20 protein-coding genes and 4 pseudogenes are annotated in these 20,752 nt (G+C 67.8%); 9 read left to right on the forward strand and 15 right to left on the reverse strand.

Annotated features, from left to right (window positions below):
* Positions 1-3 precede the first annotated feature (3 nt).
* The 7 genes from ACWY4P_RS44490 to ACWY4P_RS44520 form a co-directional block, all read right to left on the reverse strand.
* Positions 4-768, reverse strand: coding sequence for an SDR family NAD(P)-dependent oxidoreductase (locus tag ACWY4P_RS44490; protein ID WP_456206499.1), 765 nt, complete (start codon positions 766-768; stop codon positions 4-6).
* On the reverse strand, positions 765-2,186 hold the full coding sequence (locus ACWY4P_RS44495; protein WP_456206501.1) for an MFS transporter: 1,422 nt from the start codon (positions 2,184-2,186) through the stop codon (positions 765-767). Before ACWY4P_RS44495 ends, ACWY4P_RS44490 begins: the two co-directional genes overlap by 4 nt.
* Before the next feature lie 171 nt (positions 2,187-2,357).
* Positions 2,358-3,341: a Gfo/Idh/MocA family protein gene (locus ACWY4P_RS44500; RefSeq protein WP_456206503.1), complete on the reverse strand. Its 984-nt coding sequence runs from the start codon at positions 3,339-3,341 to the stop codon at positions 2,358-2,360.
* A complete protein-coding gene (locus ACWY4P_RS44505) occupies positions 3,338-4,249 on the reverse strand; it encodes a sugar phosphate isomerase/epimerase family protein (protein ID WP_358646465.1) in 912 nt (303 codons plus the stop codon). Before ACWY4P_RS44505 ends, ACWY4P_RS44500 begins: the two co-directional genes overlap by 4 nt.
* Positions 4,249-4,788, reverse strand: a complete 540-nt coding sequence (locus ACWY4P_RS44510; protein ID WP_358646463.1) for a VOC family protein — start codon at positions 4,786-4,788, stop codon at positions 4,249-4,251. Before ACWY4P_RS44510 ends, ACWY4P_RS44505 begins: the two co-directional genes overlap by 1 nt.
* On the reverse strand, positions 4,785-5,783 hold the full coding sequence (locus tag ACWY4P_RS44515) for a LacI family DNA-binding transcriptional regulator (protein ID WP_358646461.1): 999 nt from the start codon (positions 5,781-5,783) through the stop codon (positions 4,785-4,787). The genes ACWY4P_RS44510 and ACWY4P_RS44515 overlap by 4 nt, the downstream gene beginning before the upstream one ends.
* Positions 5,776-6,684, reverse strand: coding sequence for a Gfo/Idh/MocA family protein (locus tag ACWY4P_RS44520; protein ID WP_456206505.1), 909 nt, complete (start codon positions 6,682-6,684; stop codon positions 5,776-5,778). Before ACWY4P_RS44520 ends, ACWY4P_RS44515 begins: the two co-directional genes overlap by 8 nt.
* Positions 6,685-6,929: 245 nt before the next feature.
* On the opposite strand from ACWY4P_RS44520, the gene ACWY4P_RS44525 reads away from it, so the two are divergent.
* Entirely contained in the window at positions 6,930-7,571 is a 642-nt protein-coding gene (locus ACWY4P_RS44525) for a bifunctional 4-hydroxy-2-oxoglutarate aldolase/2-dehydro-3-deoxy-phosphogluconate aldolase (protein WP_450485364.1), read from the forward strand.
* Positions 7,558-8,190, forward strand: a complete 633-nt coding sequence (locus ACWY4P_RS44530; RefSeq protein ID WP_456206507.1) for an AAA family ATPase — start codon at positions 7,558-7,560, stop codon at positions 8,188-8,190. Before ACWY4P_RS44525 ends, ACWY4P_RS44530 begins: the two co-directional genes overlap by 14 nt.
* Positions 8,191-8,313: 123 nt before the next feature.
* Here ACWY4P_RS44530 and ACWY4P_RS44535 read toward each other — a convergent pair whose 3' ends face one another.
* Positions 8,314-9,018 carry a hypothetical protein gene (locus ACWY4P_RS44535; protein ID WP_456206509.1) on the reverse strand — a complete coding sequence of 235 codons (705 nt, stop codon included), beginning with the start codon at positions 9,016-9,018 and terminating at the stop codon, positions 8,314-8,316.
* Between the two features lie 165 nt (positions 9,019-9,183).
* Between ACWY4P_RS44535 and ACWY4P_RS44540 the strand changes: the two genes are divergently transcribed.
* A complete protein-coding gene (locus ACWY4P_RS44540; RefSeq protein ID WP_456206511.1) occupies positions 9,184-9,702 on the forward strand; it encodes an integrase in 519 nt (172 codons plus the stop codon).
* 193 nt (positions 9,703-9,895) lie between these two features.
* Here the strand turns inward: ACWY4P_RS44540 and ACWY4P_RS44545 are convergent.
* Positions 9,896-10,598 (reverse strand): annotated as a pseudogene (locus ACWY4P_RS44545) (transposase); the annotation flags it as partial.
* Positions 10,599-10,717: 119 nt separating this feature from the next.
* Between ACWY4P_RS44545 and ACWY4P_RS44550 the strand changes: the two are divergent.
* Both ACWY4P_RS44550 and ACWY4P_RS44555 read left to right on the forward strand, forming a co-directional pair.
* A pseudogene (locus ACWY4P_RS44550) lies at positions 10,718-11,169 on the forward strand (integrase); the annotation flags it as partial.
* Between the two features lie 407 nt (positions 11,170-11,576).
* Positions 11,577-12,161: an N-acetyltransferase family protein gene (locus tag ACWY4P_RS44555; protein ID WP_456206512.1), complete on the forward strand. Its 585-nt coding sequence runs from the start codon at positions 11,577-11,579 to the stop codon at positions 12,159-12,161.
* A 174-nt stretch (positions 12,162-12,335) separates the two neighbouring features.
* Here the strand turns inward: ACWY4P_RS44555 and ACWY4P_RS44560 are convergent, their stop codons facing one another.
* The 3 genes from ACWY4P_RS44560 to ACWY4P_RS44570 all read right to left on the reverse strand — a co-directional run bounded on the left by ACWY4P_RS44560 (position 12,336) and on the right by ACWY4P_RS44570 (position 14,622).
* Entirely contained in the window at positions 12,336-13,421 is a 1,086-nt protein-coding gene (locus ACWY4P_RS44560; protein ID WP_456206514.1) for an integrase core domain-containing protein, read from the reverse strand.
* A gap of 214 nt (positions 13,422-13,635) precedes the next feature.
* A complete protein-coding gene (locus ACWY4P_RS44565; RefSeq protein ID WP_456206516.1) occupies positions 13,636-13,980 on the reverse strand; it encodes a phosphomannose isomerase type II C-terminal cupin domain in 345 nt (114 codons plus the stop codon).
* 39 nt (positions 13,981-14,019) lie between these two features.
* Entirely contained in the window at positions 14,020-14,622 is a 603-nt protein-coding gene (locus ACWY4P_RS44570; protein WP_456206518.1) for a hypothetical protein, read from the reverse strand.
* A 95-nt stretch (positions 14,623-14,717) separates the two neighbouring features.
* On the opposite strand from ACWY4P_RS44570, the pseudogene ACWY4P_RS44575 reads away from it, so the two are divergent.
* Positions 14,718-15,122 (forward strand): annotated as a pseudogene (locus tag ACWY4P_RS44575) (integrase); the annotation flags it as partial.
* A 109-nt stretch (positions 15,123-15,231) separates the two neighbouring features.
* On the forward strand, positions 15,232-15,720 hold the full coding sequence (locus ACWY4P_RS44580) for a DUF4265 domain-containing protein (RefSeq protein WP_456206519.1): 489 nt from the start codon (positions 15,232-15,234) through the stop codon (positions 15,718-15,720).
* A 78-nt stretch (positions 15,721-15,798) separates the two neighbouring features.
* Here ACWY4P_RS44580 and ACWY4P_RS44585 read toward each other — a convergent pair whose 3' ends face one another.
* Complete coding sequence (locus tag ACWY4P_RS44585) at positions 15,799-16,539, reverse strand: hypothetical protein (protein WP_456206520.1); 741 nt, start codon at positions 16,537-16,539, stop codon at positions 15,799-15,801.
* A 51-nt stretch (positions 16,540-16,590) separates the two neighbouring features.
* Positions 16,591-17,016, reverse strand: coding sequence for a DUF4259 domain-containing protein (locus ACWY4P_RS44590; RefSeq protein ID WP_456213268.1), 426 nt, complete (start codon positions 17,014-17,016; stop codon positions 16,591-16,593).
* 243 nt (positions 17,017-17,259) lie between these two features.
* Between ACWY4P_RS44590 and ACWY4P_RS44595 the strand changes: the two genes are divergently transcribed.
* Positions 17,260-17,799, forward strand: a complete 540-nt coding sequence (locus ACWY4P_RS44595) for a hypothetical protein (protein ID WP_456206522.1) — start codon at positions 17,260-17,262, stop codon at positions 17,797-17,799.
* 379 nt (positions 17,800-18,178) lie between these two features.
* Here ACWY4P_RS44595 and ACWY4P_RS44600 read toward each other — a convergent pair whose 3' ends face one another.
* The gene (locus ACWY4P_RS44600) at positions 18,179-18,928 is read right to left on the reverse strand and encodes an integrase core domain-containing protein (protein ID WP_456206524.1); all 750 of its coding nucleotides are present in this window, start codon (positions 18,926-18,928) and stop codon (positions 18,179-18,181) included.
* 74 nt (positions 18,929-19,002) lie between these two features.
* On the opposite strand from ACWY4P_RS44600, the pseudogene ACWY4P_RS44605 reads away from it, so the two are divergent.
* Positions 19,003-20,093, forward strand: a pseudogene (locus ACWY4P_RS44605) (integrase core domain-containing protein).
* Positions 20,094-20,752: the final 659 nt, after the last annotated feature.

Below are 20,752 nucleotides of genomic sequence, written 5' to 3' on the forward strand. Positions count from 1 at the left end.
CCGTCAGCTGCCCATTCCGAGCCGGGCGCCGCCGGCGACATCCAGGCTCAGGCCGGTCAGGTACCGGTTGGCCGGGTCGGTGAGGAAGGTGATGGTCGCCGCTACCTCCTCTGGCTCGGCGAATCGGCCCATCGGGATTTGAGCGGCCCGGGCCTGGCGCGCGCGCTGGTCTCCGTCGGGGTCGCTGCCGCCGGCGCGGGTGGCGAGCTGGTTCCACATGGCGGTGTTGACCGGTCCGGGGCACACGGCGTTGACCGACACGTTGTCCGGGCCGAGTTCCAGGGCGAGTGACCAGCAGATGTTCAGCACGGCCGCTTTGCTGGCGTTGTAGGGCACGTACGCGCGACGGGCCTCCTTCGCGGCGACCGAGGCCACCGCGACGATGGAGCCGGAGCGCTGGGCCTGCATGACAAGGCCGACTTCGCGCAGTACGGAGAAGGCCCCCGTGGCGTTGATCGCCATCACCCGGGCGAATTCGGAGCTCGGGGTGGTGAGCAGGTGCGGTTCGTTGCCGAGAATGCCGGCGGCGTGCACCAGGACGTCGATCGTCCCGAACTCCGCCTTGATCGCGGTCACGGTGTCGTGTACCGCTTGCTCGTCGGTGACGTCCAGCTCGCGGAATTCCGCGAGCCATTTCGGGCGGCTGTCCGGTGGCGTGCGGTCGCAGCCGATGACCACCGTGCCCGCTGCGTGCAGCCGTTCAGCAGTGGCGGCTCCGATGCCTCCGCTGGACCCGGTGACAAGGGCGATCTGGGACGGGGCGGTCATGGGGTGTCCTCCGTGGCTTTCATGGATTTTGTGGATGCAGGGCTGTGCTCGGTGTCGGATTCCGCAGCGGGTGGTGTGGTGGTGTGCGCGCCTGAGCGGCCCGTTTCCGGCAGGGTCAGATAGACGATGAGGCAGAGCAGCACGATGGCCGTCATGTATACCGCTACGCCCATGGGGTGGCCTGCCTCGATGAATGCGCTGGCGATGAGTGGGGCCGTTCCGCCGAGGGCTGCGATGACGATCTGGTGGGCGACACCGATGCCGGATACGCGAACGGCGGCGGGGAACAGTTCGGCCTGGATGGTCGGGTAGACCCCTTGCCAGATGGCCAGGACCACCCAGCCGGAGGCGGTCACCGTCACGTAGACGCCGAATCCGGGTTGCTGCAGCAACAGCAGCAGCGGATAGAAGAGCACCACCATGCCGATGGCCCCGATGATGGGGAAGGGCTTACGCCGGCCGATGCGGTCGGACAGGAAGCCGCACAGTGGCACGATGATCACCAGCAGGCCCAGTCCGATGGTGTTGCCGGCCAAGGCGGAGTCCAGGTCACGGCCGGTGGTCAGGTGCGCGTAGGTGGGCAGGAAGGTGGCCCACGTGTAGTAGGCGACGGCCGGGGCGGACAGAGCCGCGGTCTGCAGCAGTGCCTTGGGGTGCCTGCGCAGCAGTTCCCGTAGTCGCAGGTTCTCGGGTTGTCGGCCGGCGGCGGCCTCTTCGGCGGCGGCCTCGAACTCCGGGGATTCGTCCGCGTGCGAGCGCAGCAGCAGACCGACGATGCCGAGGAGGCCGCCGATGGCGAACGGGATGCGCCAGCCCCACGTCTCCAGGTCATGGGTGTTCAGGGTCGAGGTGACGATCGCCCCCATGCCGGTGGCGGCCAGCGTCGCAAGGCCGCTGGCCACATTCGACAACGAGCCGAACAGGCCGCGCCGGTCGGTCGAGCCGTTCTCCACCATGTAGGCGATGGCGCTCTGCATCTCGCTGCCGGCCGAGATGCCCTGCAGTACGCGGGCGAGCAGGAACAGCAGCGGTGCCGCGTATCCGATGGCGGAGAACGGCGGGGTGAGCGCGAGGATCAGGCTGCCCGCGGCCATGCCGCCGATGGTGGTGGCCAGGACGACGCGGCGGCCGTAGCGGTCGGCCAGGGGGGAGATGATGATGCCGCTCAGCGGACGCACCACGAACCCGACCGCGTAGGTCAGCAGGGCGCCGATCAGCGACATCGCCGGGCTGTTTCCGGGGAAGATCTGGCTGGAGAAGACGGCGGCCAGGAGGCCGTAGCTGTACCAGTCGTACCACTCGATGAAGTGGCCGACAGTACCGGCCAGGATGTTCAGCCGCCTTCCGCGGGGTGGGGTGGCCGGTTTGGCCGTTGCGGAGGGGGATTTCGGTGAGGTTATTCTTGGTGCGTTCGCCATTGAGCGCTCCTCAGTGCAGTGAGGGATGGGATCTGTGCGAACAGTCGGCGGGTCATGGCACCGCGGACCGGGTTGTGACGGTCGACGACGTCGGCGGTTCGGAAAGCCTTCTTCGAGAGGGGACGCCGCCGGCGCCAGCTCCGTGAGGGGCCGTTCGAGGCTCGCGGAGGGTCAGCGCGTCGCGTGGCTGGACCAGGTGCGGCCCTCCTGCTCCTTCACGGGCAGACCGGCGGCCTGCAGGATGTCGTCGAGGAGCGCCTGTGTGCGGGCGGCTTCCCGCCCTGACGTCAGCGGCGCTCCACGGTCTCGTACGCGGTCGAGGAAGTGGTGAACGGCGGCGGCGAACCCGAAGGTGTTCGTCGCCGTGGCCCAGCCGAATGCCTCGGGGCTCATCGAGCGCACCGTGCTCGCACCGTCCCGGGTGAGGGTCACCGTGTCCGGAGCGACCACCTCGGCCGAGCGCTCGGCGCCGTGGGCATCCAGTTTTTCGGCCCACGCACCAGCGGTCCGTGCCGCCGTCAGGACACCGGTGCCGCCGCCGGCGAACCGGACCAGGGCGGAGACGCCGTCCTCCTGCCAGGGGTCGTCACCGGCGGCGTGGGCGGAGACGTCGACCGGTTCGCCCGGGCAGAACCAGCGCAGCAGATCGACCATGTGGATGGCGTTCTCGAAGGTCGCGCGGTACTCGCTGCCGCGGCGGCTCTTCTGCGCGACGCAGAAGGCGGCACCGGCGTCCCCGAACTGGTCACGAGCGGCGACGTAGGTCGGCGCGAACCTGCGATTGAAGCCGACCATCAGCACGCGGTCACGCGCGTCGGCGAGGTCGGCGAGCCGCTCCGCGTCACTGGTCGCGGTCGCGAGGGGCTTTTCGCAGAAGACATCCACATCCGCCTCCAGCGCGCTGCTCACGCCGGCGACATGCTCTGACCTCGGGGTCAACACGAACAGGGCGTCCAAGTCACGTTCGAGTGCCTGCTCGACGGTCGGGACCGCCGTGGAGAACCCCCAGCGGCGGACCAGTTCGGAGGGGTCCTCGCGCCGGGACACCAGGACATCGAGGATGACGTCGTCCCGTGCTGCCAGGGTGGGCAGCTGCGCGATGTGTGCGATGTTCCCGGCGCCGACCACTCCGACACGCAGCGGCGGCCGGCTCATCGGGAGACCTCCGCGGGTGCGAGTCCGGCGGCCTCTTCGAGGAGTGAGCGCAGCGCGCGGGCGGACCGCGTGAAGCCCTCCGCCGGGGACGGGAGGTCCTGCGGGTGCCACCGGTACTCGTATTCGAGGCTGAGGACGTCGTCGTATCCGTGCTGCTTGACCGCCTGCAGGATGTCCGCCCAGGGCACGATGCCCTCGCCGACGACGCGGGAGCGCACCGCCCGCTCGTCCGCCTTCACCCGGGCCGTCTCGGAGGCGACGAAGGGTGCGTTCGGATCGGTGAAGACGAGGTCCTTCACATGAACGTGCCCGATCAGGTCGCCCTGCTCCCGCAGTGCTTCCGGCCATGCCTCGTCGTGGGTGAAGGTGAGGTTCGCCTGGTCGTAGAGCACTCGGACGGCAGGTGAGTCCACCTCGCGTATCAGCCGGGCGGTCTCCTTCGCCGATTGCGTCATGGTTCCGAAGTGGTTCTCCACGCACAGGAGTACTCCGGCGTCGGCGGCGAGCGGCGCCAGCTCCGAAAGCCCCGATTGCAGGCGCTCCCAGTGTGCGGCGTGATCGGTTCGATCCGCTCCCCAGGAACCCGCGTACACGCGGATCCGGGTGGCGCCCACGCGATGGGCGCAGTCGATGGCCGACCGCAGTTCATCGAGCGCGGCGAGTCGCTGCGCCGGGTCCTCGTGGTTGAGCCCCGTGGTGTACGGAGCGAGACCCACCACCGCTACGCCGAGATCGTCCGCTGCGCGGGCCGCCTCGGCAGCGGCGGCATCGTCCCCGATCGGCAGTCCGCTGCGGTAGTCGTTCTGGTAGATGACCTCCGCTCCGTCCAGACCGGCGGAGGCGAAGAGTTCCAGCGCCTCGGGGAGGGTCTGTTCCGGTGTGCCGAGGGTGTGGCCAATGATCCGCACTACAGGTCCTTTTCGGTTCGGGAGGGGGCAGTCCAGTCGGCAGGCCCGATCAGCGGTGGCGGGTTGTGGACGCGGGAGCGGTCGACCAGTTCGATCAACAGGCCCCAGGGCGCCCGGAGGTAGGTCCACCGGTTGCCCGCGACGCGCGGGCTGTCCGGGCCGACCTCCTTGGTTCCGCCCAGCACACGGGCGCCGTGCGAGCGGAGATGCTCGACGGCGGTGTCGACGTCCGCCACGGTGAAGCACAGGTGGTGGCCGCCGGCATCGCAGTGGCGCGGGTAGTCGCGGCGCTGGTCCGTGCTCCACCACTGGAACAGCTCCACGTTGAGGTTCGGCGGCATGCGCAGCATGGCGAGTTCCAGGTGGGCATCGGCCGGGACCTCGAAATGCGCGGGCATGAAGTCGGCGTCGGGCCCCCGCGTCGAGCGGTAGAGCTCCTCGGCTCCGAAGGCGTCCGTGAAGAAGGTGACCGCTTCGCCGAGGTCGGGCACCGTGAAGGCGACATGGTCGACGTGCTGGAACCCTGCGGGCAGGCTCATCGGGGCACCTCCGCGGTCGACTCACGGACCAGCAGGTCCGGGGCCAGAACGACATGGCTCGTCTCCCCGTCCTTAAGGAGTTTCTCGGCGAGGTCGATGGCGATCACTCCCATGTCGGCGATGGGCTGGCGGACGGTGGTCAGCCGTGGGTTGAACCGGGCGCCGAACTCCAGGCCGTCGAAGCCCATCACCGACACCTCGTCCGGGACGGACACACCGCGCACACCAAGAGCGGAGATGAGGGCGAAGGCGACCATGTCATTGGCCGCGATGATTGCTGTCGGGCGCTCTTCGCGTGTCATGTCCACCAGACGCTGGGCGGCCCGCTCACCCACGTCGGGCCCGGTGCCTCCGTCCAGGACCACCGCCGGCATGTCCAGCTCCGCGGCCAGCCCCTCGTAGGCGGCCAGGCGGTCCCTGGACGTGTACGCCCCGGAGATGCCGGACACATAGGCGATGCGCCGGTGCCCCAGGCCGCGCAGATGGTCCACGGCGAGTGCGATGCCCTCGGCGCTGTCCACCGTCACGGTCGGCACCTGCGCCTGTTCGACACGGTCGACCACAACGACCTTGCTGCCAAGCGCGACGTTCTGCAGCTCGTCGAGGTCCACAGTGGTCGACGGCGCGACGATCCCGAAGGGCGCGTACATCTCCTGCAGCGATGTCAGATACGCATTGGTCTGGGCTACCTCGCCGCCGGTCACGCACAACACCAACTGATAACCCCGGTCGGCCGCCGCAGCCGCCATGGTCCTCGCCAGCTCACCGTAGAAGGGGTTGGTGATGTCCGGGACGAGCAGCGGAACAAGCTTGCTCGCACGGCGGCGCAGAGCTTGCGCCAGCGGGTTCACCCGGTAACCGAGACTCTTCGCCACCTCCAGGACGTGCTTCCGGGTTTCGGCATTCACGGCTTCAGGCCGGGAGAAGGCGCGGGAAACCGTGGAACGATGCACGCCCGCTCGGGCGGCGACGTCGTCGATGCTCACCTCAGCCATGGCTGACCTCCACAGACGCAATGGGAGACCGCTTGTACGCGGCCCAGACGAGCCTCATTGTGTCGGCAAGGTCGGCCAGGGTAGGCAGCCCGGCGAAGCCGTCCGCCCAGGTGTCAGCCACCTGTCGAACGAACACGTCATACAGCGGGTCGCTGTCCACGTCGATGGCGCTCGACTCGGTGACACCGTCCGACGCACGCGTGAAGGAGACGTCGCCGGAGGTACCCACGTCGACGTATCCCCCCTCGCCGGCGCTGGTGTAGGAGCAGTACCGCTTCGCGGGACTCGACGGGAAGGCATAGCCGACCTCGATGATGGCCTCGCTGCCGTCGTCGCCCGCGAGCACCAGCGTGGCGTGATCCTCAACGGCCTCGCCGTGCAGGCTCGCGGAAAGGTTGGCGGCCACAAGCTCCACGCGCCGGGCCCGGCTCCGCTGTAGGAAGAGGTCGATGAAGTGCGGCGCCAGGTTCACCAGACACCCCCCGCCCGAGCGCGCGGGCTCGAGCATCCACGAGCAGCCTGCCGCGTGATAGCGCTCCGGTGGGCCGGCCACGAAGCTCGCCCGTTGGTACGTCGGCGCGCCGGCCAGGGACAGCGCGTGATCCACGGGGCCGCCACGCTGAACGAAGGGGACAGTCACCGCCACCCCTGCCGAGACGGCCGCATCCCGGATCCGCTCCACGTCCTCGGGCCCCGTGCCACCCGGCTTCTCCACCACGAAGGGAATGCCACGCTCGACCAGGTCCAGGCAGGTGTCCACCATGCGGTCGTGCGGCCCGAAGACGTAGGCCAGGTCCAACGGCCCGGCGTCCAGAGCCTCCCCGATTTCCCCGCAGACGGGCGCGTCGAGGCGTCGGGCGATGTCCGTGACCCCGTCGGGCTCCTCGTCCTGGACCAGCACGACATCGTGAGTGTCCGCCCAGGCGCTGACATACAGGGGTACGTGCCAGTGGCGGGCGCCTAGAACTGCCGTTCGCGGACGTCTCACGACGCGCCTCCTCACTTTCGGTATGGAGCAACTTCTGCCGATTGTCCCCTCTGAGGTCGGCCACTGCGATCGATTGCTGAGATCGATTGCATTACCGAAACAGAGGGTCCTAAGCTCTGTCAACACCCCCCGACAACGGATTTCCTTGAGGTGACTCGATGCGCAAGCTGCGCACGCTGAATGCCATCTGCGACACCGGAACGGTGCTGATCGTGCGCCTGCCCACCGCAGAGGCGTCGTACAAAGTGGCCTGCGAGGCCATCGCTGGAGGGATACGAGCGGTCGAGGTGACGCTCACCACGCCGGGTGCCCTGGACGTGATTCGCCGGCTGAGCGCGGAGTACCCCGAGGCCGAGATCGGCGCCGGCAGCGTACTCGACGCGACTGCCGCGTACGCCAGCATCCAGGCCGGAGCGCGCTTCCTGGTCAGCCCCCAGGTCGATTCCGGCATGCTGGAGACCGCCGGCCGATACCAGGCCGTCAGCATCTGCGGAGCCGCAACACCCACGGAGATCGTCCAGGCGGCCACGGCAGGAGCCGATCTCGTCAAGCTGTTCCCCTCCTCGGTCCTCAACCGCGACTACGCCCGTGCAGTACTCGAACCACTCGGCCACATCCCCCTGGTCCCGGCCGGAGGCGTCTCCCCGGACAACGTGGACGAGTGGTTCAATGCCGGAGTCGCGGCGGTCGGCGTCGGAAGCTTCATCACCAAGGCGGCGCAGCGAGAAAGCACAGAGCAGCACCCGGTCCGCGCGGCGGCCCGGACATTCCTCGAGGCGGTGGCCAATGCCCGCGCCTGACCCGCTGGCCCCCACGTCCGGGACACCACCGGTATTCGTCGCGATCGGCCCAGCAGGCTCGGGAAAGTCTCATGTCGCCCGCGAGCTCGCACGCCGGCTCCGCGCCGTCTACCTCGACAAGGACTCCCTGGCCGGCGACCTCGTGGACGCCGCACTCGAACTGGTCGGCCGGCGGGCCGGAGGCCGCGAAGACGACCCGACCTACATCGAACGGTTGATGCCGGCCGAGTACAAGGCGCTGTTCGCCACAGCGGCCGACAACCTGCGGCTGGGCCTCCCCATCGTCCTGGACGCGCCTTTCGCGGCGTACCTCGGCAACCCCGACTTCTTGACTGTCTCCGCCGACCGGGCCTCCTGGCCGGCGGGAACACCTGTCGTCGTGGTCGAGGTGCGGGCCTCCGCGGAGACCGTTCGTACGAGACTGACGCAACGAGGTCTGCCACGAGACCGGGCCAAGCTGGCCGACTGGCCCGCATTCTGGCAACGGCTGGGGACCCAGGACTGCGCCTGGTCCGGAGCCCGGCACATCGTCGTGGACAACGACGCCCAACCGAATCTCGACGCTGTCGTGCGGCTCGCGGGCAATATCGGGCAGGCACCCCTTCCCGCCTTCCACTGAGACATCGCTGCGCGAGTGTCATTTGACGGGCCTGAGGCGCCGAGCCCTGCCGGAAAATCGGCCTCACCCCGAGACGCAGCTCAAGACCAAGGCTCTCCGCGGGACCAACGTCAAACGGCGCTGTCACTCGCCTCCGGCACCGCCCCCCTCGGCCTGGCCTTGCGCGATGGCGATCTCGGCGACGCGGTGGAGAGCTCTCCGGTACGCCGTGGCGTTGCCCGGTTCTTTCTGCCAGGTGCGGATGCTGATGGTAGCGGAGTGCAGTGAGCCGAGAGGGATCCCGAGGTAGAGGGCCGCGGAGCGGCGGGAGCGGCCGGTGGCCATCTGGACGAGGCGGATGGCCGCGTCCCTGCGCAGTTGCCGTCTCGGTGCGTCGAGTTCGTCGAGCGGAACGGCCCAGTGCTCGGGCAGGGGCGTGGAGATGGTGCGTGGGTCAAGTCGGCCGCGGTGGGTGGCGGGCTGTGGGAAGAGGGCGGGCGGGCCGGCGGCCTTGCGGGGGAAGCGGACACTGCTGCGGATCACCGCCGTCATGGCAGGTGAGCAGTGCTGGGCGTGATGACGCAGGCGGATGTGGGCGGTGCTGGTCGAGGGCAGGGCGGACAGGAGGCGCGCGAGGGTGTGATGTCCGGACGGGTCGTCGAGGATGGCCACGGTGATGGCCATCAGGTCTGCAGCCGCGAGCGGGTCTGCGGGCGGGTGTCCGAAGGTCCGGGCCACCCGCCCGTCGCCCAGCGCCGTCGTGCGTTCCGGGCGCGGGCGGCGCAGAGCCTCAACGTGGGCAGCGACCGTGTCCATCGGCCCGAACTCGGCGATGAGGTCGCCGGCCATGGGCCAGGTTCCGCGTACGGCTGAGACGGTCGCGCGAACATCGTTGAAAAACCACTGAGCGGACACGTGCTGCCCCAGGCTCGTCACCTCGTGATCGGCCCCGGCGTGTGCCGCTCGAAAAGTCATCGCCGCAGGTGGGCTGGATGCGGTCAGTCCGCTGGGATCATGTCCTCCGTGATCGTGTCCTTGCTGTACAAGGTGACCCGGAAGCTGCTGACTGTTCCATCGGTGCTCCTGCGTCGCGGGACGGCGAAGGAGGCGGAACTGCTGGTGCTGCGGCATGAGAACGCTGTCCTGCGCCGCCAGTTGGTCGGACCGGTCCGCTATGAGCCTGCCGACCGGTTCTGGTTCGCAGCGCTGTCCGGGCTGATACCCCGGCGCCACTGGCGCGAGGTCTTCCCTGTCGCCCCCGGCACCTTGCTTGCCTGGCATCGCAGGTTCATCGCCGCGAAGTGGGACTACACCGCGCGCCGGGGCACCGGACGCCCACCCACCCCGGCAGCGATCAAGAAACTCGTCCTGCGGCTGGCGAGGGAGAATCCGACGTGCGGGCACCGGCGGATCCAAGGGGAACTGGCCCGACTCGGGCATCGGATCGCCGCCTCGACGGTGAGGGGATCCTCAACGCGGCCGACATCGACCCCGCGCCACGTTGCTCAGGTCCCACCTGGCGCGAGTTCCTGACCGCGCAAGCCGAGGGCATCATTGGTGAGCTGCAGCGTGTGCGGTGGACAGTTTGGGCCAGTGCTGGGTGTGGCATCGGGCGTATACTGTACATATGCGACGCCCGGTCACGATGCCAGTTCTCGGTCAACTGGGGACGCAGAGGCCGAAAAAGGTTGACCTGGGGGTCAAGACATCCGATGCGGATGATCTGTCAAGCGGCTGCTGCGGGGGCTGGGCTTGTGGGTGCGGGGAATGCGGTTGTTTCGTCGTAGTGAATGCCGTGGGTCAGGCAGTGGTGGAGGCACCCGAGTAGTCGGTTGAAGAGGTTGCGCTGGGCGGCGGTGTGGCTGTCTTTGGCTTTGCGTCGGCGGTCGTAGTGGGCTCTGGCGCCGGGTGAGGCGGTGAGGGCGGAGAAGGCCCAGACGTAGCCGGCGGAGGCCAGGCGTTGGTTGCGGCCCCGGCGAAGGCTGGGACGCCCGGGTGACCGGTGCGGCCCCGGCGAAGGCTTTGAGGCCTTTCGCGTTGGTGAAGCGGGATCGGTCGTCGCCGATCTCGGCGAGCACCCGGGCGCCGGTGAGTGAGCCGAGCCCTGGGAAGCTGGTGATGATCTCGGCGTCCGGGTGTGTGCTGAAAGATTCCGCCGCTACTTCGGCGAGGTCGTCTGTGCTGATGCAGGCGGCTTCCAGCTGGCGCAGCAGGGCGGTGGTCTGGCGTCTCATGGCCTGTTCGACCAGGGGGAGATGCCGCATCTGCGGGGCGCGGAGAGCGGTGTGGAGGCGGTTGGCTTCAGCGTCGATGCCGCGCTTGCGACCGGCCTTGGCCAGCAGTGTGCGCAGCTGGGCGCGGGTGAGCTTGGCTGCCTGGGCTGGGGTGGGGGCAGCGGCCAGAATCGTGCGGCCGATAGGGGAGAACAGCGCGGGTGCCGATAATTCATCCACGCAGGTCGGGAGCCTGATCACGGATCTTCGGTTCTCCTCGACATTCACCCAAGTGCCTTCATCCGCAAAGGGCCGGGGCGGCATCATGATCTGTCGTGCTGCTGCGCCTGGCCTACCTCGCCACGACCAATGCCTCTGGCGTTCCTACGCCTCCTGCCGATGAGCAACAAAGACAAGGACATCGAGATCCTCGTACTCCGGCACCAACTGCTGGTCCTGCAGCGCCAGGTCGGCAAGCCGACCCTCACCGACAGCGACCGCGCCATCCTCGCCGGCCTGCTCCACCACCTCCCCAAAGACAGACTGCGACCTTCTGCTGCTGGTCCAACCCGAGACGGTCCTGCGCTGGCATCGCGACCTGCTCAGGCGGCGCCATGCCGCGACCTGCGTGCGATCGATCCGGGCCCTTGTCCTGCGCCTGGCCAGGGAGAATGCCTCGTGGGGATATCGACGGATCCACGGCGAACTCGCCGCGCTGGGGATCAAGGTCGCCGCCTCCACCGTCTGGGAGATCCTCCGCGAGCACGGCATCCCACCCGCCCCCGAATGCAGGGGCATTGCATAATCGGGCTCTGTCCGGATTTGCCAGGTGAGGCCGAGGGTTGACAGGGGACGGTGGTAGTCGTGGGCGGCCATCGAGAGGCGAGTTTCGAGGAAGAGGCCGACGGCGCGGTCCAGCGCGCCAAGCGGGTAGATCCGGCCTCTACGGCCACGAGGGCCAGGCACCCGGTCCAGGAGTCATCACAGGTCAATGGCGTCGACCAGCGGTGCCGGGCCAGGGGCAGAGCGTCGCACTCCGCTTACGCGCCCGACGGTGCACCGGCTGCTGCGTCTGCGCAAGCCCGTGCTGGCCAACCACCGCACCAGGGGCCTGATTTCGCGAGCTGGCCACGACGCCGGGGCGCTGCGCGACAGCCTCCCCCTCCCCTGGACAGGTTGGTTACGCTGCCCGGTATGGATGAATCCACCGCGCACCCGTTCCTCGCGAGGCCGGTCACCGGGATCAATGGTGCTGTCGCCACCCTGCGTGCCCTGAAGAGCGGAGACGCCTCCAGTTTCGGGGAATTCCTCGAAGCACTCTCGGCGGAGACCAGGGAGCGCTACAGCCCACACCCGCTCGACCGGACCGAAGCGGAGCGGATCTGTGCTGCTCTCGACGACCCGACCGCCCTGCGTTTCGTGCTGGCGGATGCCCGTGACGATCGCGTGGTGGCGTATCTGCTGGCCCAGTTCGCAATCCCGGAGGGCGAGAAGGTGCGTTACCGGAATCTCGGGTGGACCATCGAGGACGGCGCGGACTGCCGCATCGCCCCCGTCGTCGCCGATCATTTGCAGGGCAACGGTCTCGGAACCGAGCTGCTCAAGGGAGCGCTCGGCATCCTGCGTCAGCGCGGATGCCGGCACGTCATCCTCTTCGGCGGCACCCGAACCTCCAACGCCCAGGCGATCCGCGCCTACGAAAAGGCGGGATTCAAGCCGGCCGGAGTCTTTCGCGAACGGGGGATCGAGAGCGTCGACATGTGGCTCTCCCTGAAGTAGCGGGCGGGCGGCATCTCAGGGCACGATCCGACCGGTCAGTTCGTCGGCTGGTGGGCCGGAGCTGGATGTGGTTGATGTCGACGCCGACGGGCTGGGTGAGGGCGAACAGGATGCTGTCGGCGACCTGTTCGGCGGTGAGGACAGGTGTCGGGCTCGAAAAGTCATCGCTGCTGGTCAAGCGGCATAGCGGTATTGGTTAATGACGCCGCCGAGGACATGTGTACGTAGGAGTTTGTGCGCGTCGGGGTTGTGCAGGGTGGTGGGCTGCTGGTGAGTGTCAGGAGGTAGCTGGCCTCGGGCCCGGTGAGGGCGGTGTGTGTTGTAGTGCCGTTGGTAGGCGGCCAGGACTCGTCGGGCGTGTGCCTCGTTCGTGATCAGGATGTGGTCGAGGGTTTCGCGCCGGATGCTGCCGATCACCCGTTCACAGTGGGCGTTCATTCTCGGTGTTCGTGGCGCGCTCTTGATCACCTCCATGCCATCGGCTTCGAAGACGGCGTCGAAGGACTGTCCGTACTTGCCGTCGCGGTCACGTAGCAGGAACCGCAGGGACTCCGTCCGCATGCCGAGGTCGGCGGCTGTGTTCTGGGCCTGCTGTACGGCCCATTCCTGGGTGGGATGGGCCGTGACGTTGGAGATGTGGAGGCGCCGGGTGCCGTGTTCGAGGAAGGCCAGCGCGTACAGTCGGCGTCCGCGCACGGTGTCGAGATGGAAGAAGTCTGCCGCGATGATGCCCTCGGCCTGGTTCGTGAGGAACTCGCGCCAGGTTGGGCCGGCGCGGCGTGGGGCCGGATCAATGCCCGCAGCGTTCAGGATCTCCCACACCGTGGATGCGGCGATCGGATGCCCGAGGCGAGCCAGCTCGCCCTGGATCCGCCTGTGGCCCCACCCCGTGTTCTCCCGGGCCAGTCGCAGGATCGGCTTCCTGAGCGCCGCCCTGGTCGGTGGTCGCCCGGTCCGAGCGCGCTGCGCGCTGTAGTCCCATTTCGCCGCGATGAACCTGCGATGCCAGGCCAGCAGGGTGCCGGGCGTGACCGGGAAGACCTCACGCCACCGGTAGCGGGGTATCAGGCCCGACAGCGCAGCCAGCCAGAACCGATCAAAGGGCTCATAGCGCACTCGGCCGTTGATCTGACGGCGCAGTACCGCGTTCTCGTGCCGCAACACGAGCAACTCCGCGTCCTTCGTGGCCTGGCTGCGCAGCAGTACCCGGGGGATGGACAGCAGCTTGCGGACGATCTTGTACACCAGTGAGACGGCCACGCGGACATGCTGCCAGCCGAGACCGAATACCTGACGTTACCTGCGACGACGACTTTCCGAGCCCCACAGGTCGATCGGCCCAGCAAGAGGAGGCAGCCCAGTAGTCGGCAGAAGATCAGGTAGAGCAGTCGCAGACCCACTGTCAGTGATCATGCCCATACTTGGGCGATCGAAAAACCCCAGGTCAACCACCGCACGGAAATAAAGACACCCTTCAGCGCCCGAAGTCGTCCGCTAGCCGGGTGATGTCGTCCTCGCCAAGATAGTCGCCGCGCTGGATCTCGATGATGGTCAGCGGCTCTTCTTCATTGTTGACGATGCGGTGGGGCTGCCCGATCGCAATGTCGACGCACTCGCCGACCCTGGAAACGACCGTCTCACCTTCGATGATCGATGATGCAGTGCCTGCGACGACCACCCAGTGTTCGGCGCGGTGCTCGTGGGTTTGGTAAGAGAGCCGCGCGTGGGGCTTGACATCGATCCGTTTGACCTTGAAACCGGCGCCTTCGTCGAGGATCGTCCAGGTACCCCACGGCCGGTCGTCGGATTCGCCGATCACAGCTTTCCCTTCACTTGCTGACAGGCGGCCCCACTCTAGCTAGGCGGGGATGGCGCCCGTACGGGTCGCGAACTCCCGCACGCCGGGCACGCGGGCCGGGGCGTAGAGCAGATCGGCGGTCAGCGCCCGGAGCGCTGGCCGCCGCACCTCCTGCGGCGCCTCGTGCTCGACGTGCCGCAGTGCCGCGAGGGTCTGCCGGCCGTCCCGGAGGGCGTGCCACATGCGGGCGGTGTCGGTCCAGGCGCGGGCGCGCCGCTCCGGCGTCGGCATGCTGTCGATGTTGATCCGCCGCGCCACGCTCACGCCCTCGTCCGGGGTGCCGAGCGCGTTGAGGACGCCGATGCGGTAGACGTCGACCTGCGCGCGCGTCGCATCGACGGTGAACAGCCCGGACGGTGTCGCCTCGCGGCGGGCGGTCTCCTCCTCGGCTGCGTCGAGGAGGTCCAGCGCGGTCGTGCGGTCCCTGCCCGTCGCCGCGCTGTACGCCGCGGTGAGCATGAGCGTCGTACGGACTGCCCCCGTCTGCTCCTGCCCGCCGTCGAGGGCTTCGGCCTCCCGAGTGAGAAGCCGCACGGCGGAGGGGCAGTTCCCCGAGCGGCGCATCGTGATCGCCAGCACTGCGGGTGCCGATAAATCATCCACGCAGGTCGGGAGCCTGATCACGGATCTTCGGCTTTCCTCGACATTCACCCAAGTGCCTTCATCCGCAAAGGGCCGGGGCGGCATCATGATCTGTCGTGCTGCTGCGCCTGGCCTACCTCGCCGCGACCAACGCCCTGGCGTTCTTACGCCTCCTGCCGATGAGCGACAGAGACAAGGACATCGAGATCCTCGTACTCCGGCACCAGCTGCTGGTCCTGCAGCGCCAGGTCGGCAAGCCGACCCTCACCGACAGCGGCCACGCCATCCTCGCCGGCCTGCTCCACCACCTCCCCAAAGACAGACTGCGGCACCTTCTGCTCCTGGTCCGCCCCGACACAGTGTTGCGCTGGCATCGTGAACTACTTCGGCGGCGCCATGCCGCAACCTGCGTGCCCAAGCGACGCGGACGCCCACGCACCATGCGATCGATCCGCGCCCTGATCCTGCGCCTGGCCGGGGAGAATGCCTCGTGGGGGTATCGTCGGATCCACGGCGAACTCGGGTGTTCACGAGTAGCCCTGACCAGAGTCGAGGCGACGCCCTGAAGATCGCTTCCCGTTCGCGAGGTGATCGTTTCCCACGATGGCGGTGGCTGTGGATGGTGGTGCGGTGACGAGCATCAGGGACGACCATGTGAAGGTCTGCTTCCGCCTGGAGGCGGACGAGGACGGCTGGCCGCCGGCGAGCGTGGAGAGCTTGTGGGCGGTAGACCTCGGCGACGGCACCGTCCGCTTGGACAACACTCCCTGGTTCGTACGCGGAGTCGCCAGCGACGACATCGTCCGGGTGGAGATCGACGATGAAGGCGTCCGCTGGGCTGGCGAGACGGTGCGGGCTTCGGAGAACTGCACCATCCGGTTGATCGTCATGAAGGACGGCGGCTCAGGTACCGCTCGGCAGACCGTGCTGGAGACCTTTCACCGGCTCGGCACGACCGGCGAGGGGATCGAGCAGTTCCGGATGGTGGCGCTCGATGTGCCACCGGATGCGGATCTGCCTCGGATTCGGAAGCTCTTGGAGCATGGAGAGGCCAAGGGGTGGTGGCACTGGGAGGAAGGGTGTGTCACCGCCGCGTGGCGGGCCACGGCAGCGGCGTGACTGCCATAAAAGCTCACACTTCTCACCGCGCAGAGGCAAGGAGGAAGGCGGTATGACCATCTTTCACTGCGGCAGCTGTCAGCATCCCCTGACAAGGGAGGTGGCGTCGGGGGAACCGCAGAGGGGGCCCGAACGGCCGGTGAGCCACGAGGTCGTCTCGCCCCGGATGACCCCGGGGGCCTTCAAGGTCAATTTCGATGCCAGCCTGCTGATCTTCCACCCGGATGACGTTCCGGGGACTGCGCTGCACCCCGATTCACGGCGTCTCGCTGGCTGCTGCGGACTCGCCGGCCAGGACGGCCCCAACCTCGTATGCAGCAGCTGCGGTGTCGAAGTCGCGACCAAGGGGTCTGACTGCTGGACCGACAACCTCGTGGCATTGATCGCCTCCGCCGTTACGGAGAGTGCCTCCTCGCGCCCCAGCCATCGGTGATGGGACCGGAGCACGTGGTCGCGGTACTGCTGGAAGCCGTGCCATCCGGACGTTTCCAGTGGAGTGATCAGGTCTCCTTCGGCGCAGTCCAGAACCTTGCAGCGCAGGGTTCCAGCGAGGCCGAAGACAGGGGTGAGGACGTCGTCGCCGGATCCGCGGATGTGGAGCGTGATCGAGTCGACCGGGTCTTCCGAGCTGATGTTGAGTTCCATGGACCAGGTGGGGCCGAGGAGTTCGCCCCAGGTGGGGTCGGAGAGGTCGGTGTCGGGGATGACCTGGGTGATGGCTGCGAGGACGTCGTGCCGGCTGCCGAGCGGGGCGGGGGTGTAGTCGTCGGGGATCTGCTGCACCGAGGTGACGTCATCGGGCAGGCGGAGTAGGAGCACGTCCCAGCTCATGGTGACCTTCGGGGATAACTCGTAGAGGGTGCGGGTGGTTCAGATCAGGCTGAGCTGTTCTCCGGGAGGCTGCGGCGTGAGCACGCTCCGCAGGTTCCGGATGTGCGCCCGCCAGGGACCGCCATCCGATTCATCCCAGAGTTCCGTCAGCTCGGACGGCTCGGTCATGACGCGGTCGAGGGCCTGGAGGGCGAGGTCGCGCATGCCGGTGAGGTCGGGAAGCGGCTCTTTCGGCCCGTAGACGGGATCGGCCGGCTCACCCTCGGGGCACTGCGCGGTGATGAGGGCGGCTGCGGCGATGGCTTCTTCGGATTCGGGTGCTTCGAGGTAGCCGGCGGTGTCGATCACGCGTGTGAGGGTGTCGTGGATGATGCCCGCGCGTGCGTCCGCGGCGGCCTCATCGAGGGTGCCGCTGAAGTCCGCTGCAGTGTCGTTGTCGAAAGGCCCGACATCCCAAGTGCCCATGTTGTTCTCCTGCATCGTGGCCGGTTCTGGGCATCTTGACAGCAGCCACTGACAGAAGCCCTGCCTGGGCGGTGGGCAGGAGTGGTCCCGCGTCGATTTCGGGTGAGCGGAAGGCGAACGTGTGCGGTCGGTTGCGGGCATCTGCGGTCGCGCTCTGCGATCTTGTTGCTGCTCGCCCTACGTTTGGCTCGGGCTTCGACTGCCGTTGGGGCCGTGGTGCAGGTGGCGAGAGGGCGGACCGCGATGACGTCGCTGTTCGAGCGTCTGGATCTGGAAGAGGCTGTCGTCCGTGGTGAGTTGAACGCGCTGCGGGAGAAGATCGCAGCTGCGGAGGAGCGGCTGGCCCACCTGACGATCACGCGGGAGACGCTCGTATCGCTGGTCGGCAGGGAGTACGCCGAGCACGAAGGTGAAGCGCAACAGCCGTCGGAGGATGTCGTCGACGAGCCCGCGCCGAATCGTGATCCCCACGGTTCGCAGCCCGGTGATTCCGTGGCGCCTGCCGACGGAGCTGCGTCTGCCGGCCCGCTGGAATGGGAGGCAGCCCGTGACCGGATGCTGGTGCTGCTGGCGGGGGCGGGGCGGGCGATGAAGGTGCAGGACATCACCGCGGCGATCGGAGAGGACGTCTCGGACACGTCGAAGGGGCGGCGGGTGGAGACCACTCGGTCCCGGCTGAAGCGGCTGGTGAAGGAGGGCCGGGTGGTGGAGGGCCCGACGGCCTGGTTCGCGATCGCCCCGGCCACTGCGGGTGAACAGCGGCAGGGGGATGCTCGGGAGTGAACCGGGGCCGCGAGCGCGCGGCAGGTGACGTGGCACCGCCGAGGGACTACCAATCGACTCGGCGGTGCCGGGTGCGTGAGCGCCCGTCTGGCAGGTGGCTCCCGCGCATCGAGGGTAGTAGAGGCTCTCTCCCCTCGATGCGCGGAGCCACGAACTTCGTCATGCCCGGTCGCTGTCGGGCGTCTTCGGGCGTAGATCGGGGCTCAATGCGCTCTCTTTCGATCGATGTTGATGCTGTGCGGCCACAGGTTGGTGCCGGTGAAGTGGGCGAGGCGAGCGACGGTGGCCACGTCCGGCCAGGACCGTCCCGCGAGAAGGTCGGCGACGCGTAGTGCTTCAGAATTGCTTCATCGGTTGTGGGCTGGGATTTTTCCTATGGTCAGCTGGCTCGGTGGTACTCGTTGATGAGGCTGGCGACGGCTTGTCGGCGTTTGATCCTGGCTGCTGGCAGGGGGATGACGTTCGGGTTGTCGGTGGGCGCGAGCTGGTCTCGGCCTTGGTGGGGTTGGCGAGTGTTGAAGTGGTGTGCGTAGTCGTGGAGGATCTTCTCGGCGTGGCCACGGTCGAAGAGCAGGACACGGTCGGTGCACTCTTCCCGTGCTGAGCGGATGAAGCGTTCTGCGTGTGGGTTGCAGTTGGGGCTGCGTGGAGGGATCTTGGCCACGCTGATGTCCTCGCTGGCGAACACGGCGTCGAAGGCGGCCGTGAATTTCGCGTCCCGGTCGCGGATGAGGTGAGTGAAATCTGCGGCGTGATCGCCGAGTTGCCACAGAAACTGTCGGGCCTGCTGAGTGACCCATGCGGCGGTGGGATGGGCGGTGACGCCGAGGATGTGGACGGTGCGGGTGCGCACCTCCATGACGAACAGCGCGTAGAGGCGCTGCAGGCTGATGGTGTCGACATGGAAGAGATCGGTGGCGAGCAGGCCGCTGGCCTGGGCCTTGAGGAAGGCAGCCCACTCACCGCGCGCCGGCTGGCGGCGCGGCGCGGGACCGAGACCGGTGGCACGCAGCACCCGCCGCACGGTGGCGGGGCTGACTTTGAGCCCGAGGCGGCGCAGTTCACCGTGCACGCGCCGGAATCCTGCGGGTGCCGATAAATCATCCACGCAGGTCGGGAGCCTGATCACGGATCTTCGGTTCTCCTCGACATTCGCCCAAGTGCCTTCACCCGCAAAGGGCCGGGGCGGCATCATGATCTGTCGTGCTGCTGCGCCTGGCCTACCTCGCTACGACCAACGCCCTGGCGTTCCTACGCCTCCTGCCGATGAGCGACCGAGACAAGGACATCGAGATCCTCGTACTCCGGCACCAACTGCTGGTCCTGCAGCGTCAGGTCGGCAAGCCGAGCTTCACCGACAGCGACCGTGCCATCCTCGCCGGCCTTCTGCGCCACCTGCCCAAAGACAGACTGCGGCACCTTCTGCTGCTGGTCCGCCCCGAGACGGTGTTGCGCTGGCATCGTGAACTGCTCAGGTGGCGCCATGCCGCGACCTGCGTACCCAGGCGACGTGGACGCCCACGCACCCTCCGGTCGATCCGCGCGCTGGTCCTGCGTCTGGCCAGGGAGAATGCCTCGTGGGGGTATCGACGGATCCACGGCGAGCTCGCGGCGCTGGGGATCAAGGTCGCCGCCTCCACGGTCTGGGAGATCCTCCGCGAGCACGGCATCCCACCCGCACCCGAGCGGCAGAGCACCACCTGGGCCGACTTTCTCCGCAGCCAGGCCAAGGCTCTTCTCGCCTGCGATCTTTTCGAAGTCCGCACGCTGACGGGGCGCGCCTGTACGTCTTCGCCGTCATCGAGCACACCACCCGTCGTATCAGGGTCCTCGGCGCCACGGCACACCCCACCGTGGAGTGGATCGTGCAGCTCGGACGCAACCTCCTCATGGATCTCGAAGACGCGGGCAGCAAGGTGAAGTTCCTCATCCGCGACCGCGACGCGAAGTTCACAGCCGCCTTCGACGCCCTGATGACCGATGCCGGTCTCAAGGTCGTCACCACCGGCATTCGGATGCCGAGGATGAACTCGCTCGTGGAGCGCTGGATACAGACCTGCCGCAGGGAGCTGCTGGACCGGACCTTGATCTGGAACCAGAGCCACCTTCTCCACGCCCTGCGCGAGTACGAATCCTTCTATAACGAGCACCGCCCGCACAGGGCCCTGGAGCAGGCGGCCCCATGCCGCCCGCTACCCACGCCCATCACCCAACAAGCCCAACTCGCCCACCTGGAAGTCCACAGACGAGACCGACTCGGCGGAACCCTCCACGAATACCAGCACGCGGCGTGAACTGCACGGATGATTTATCGGCACCCGCAGAGTCGTACCAGCATGAGGACTGATCATGCTGGAACCTGGTGGTCAGGTACGTTACCCCAGGTCAGGTCCGGTGAAGCCATTCTGGAACGCTACAGGCCTGATCAACGAGTACAGACACGCGGCCTGACCTGCCGCGACAGATTTCTGAACGGCACACCCTCATCGGCTGATGAGAGGGAAGGCGCGTGTGTGGACGCGTACTTGAGCGGTATGGGTGTCGTCCTCGTTGGCGGCCCGGTTGCGATAGGCGTCGACGGGCGCGTGCACCTTCCCGACGAGCTCTCGGGTGAGGTCGGGCGTCACCGTAGTGTTGCGCCGCTTATGTCTCAGGCGCGGTCCCACTCTGCCGGCCACGCGTGGCGGTTGCCGAGCCAGGTCGACAGCTCCAGGGCCTGAGCCGTCGCAACCTCGTGGAGGTGCATGCCGATGACCCCGCGTACGTCCGGGGTGGCGTGCGTGAGTATGGCGTTGGGGAGGGGCAGGCCCTAGCGGGCCGCCTTCCGAGGAGACGTGAGCACGGCCAGCTCACACCTGTGCTGCGACGGGCCGACATCCATCGCGAGTGCAGCGGCCAAAACAGATATTACCGGTCCTGCGATCCGTGGGTGGGCTTCGAAGATTCTCGCCCC

The organism is Streptomyces sp. LZ34 (genome assembly GCF_053890475.1).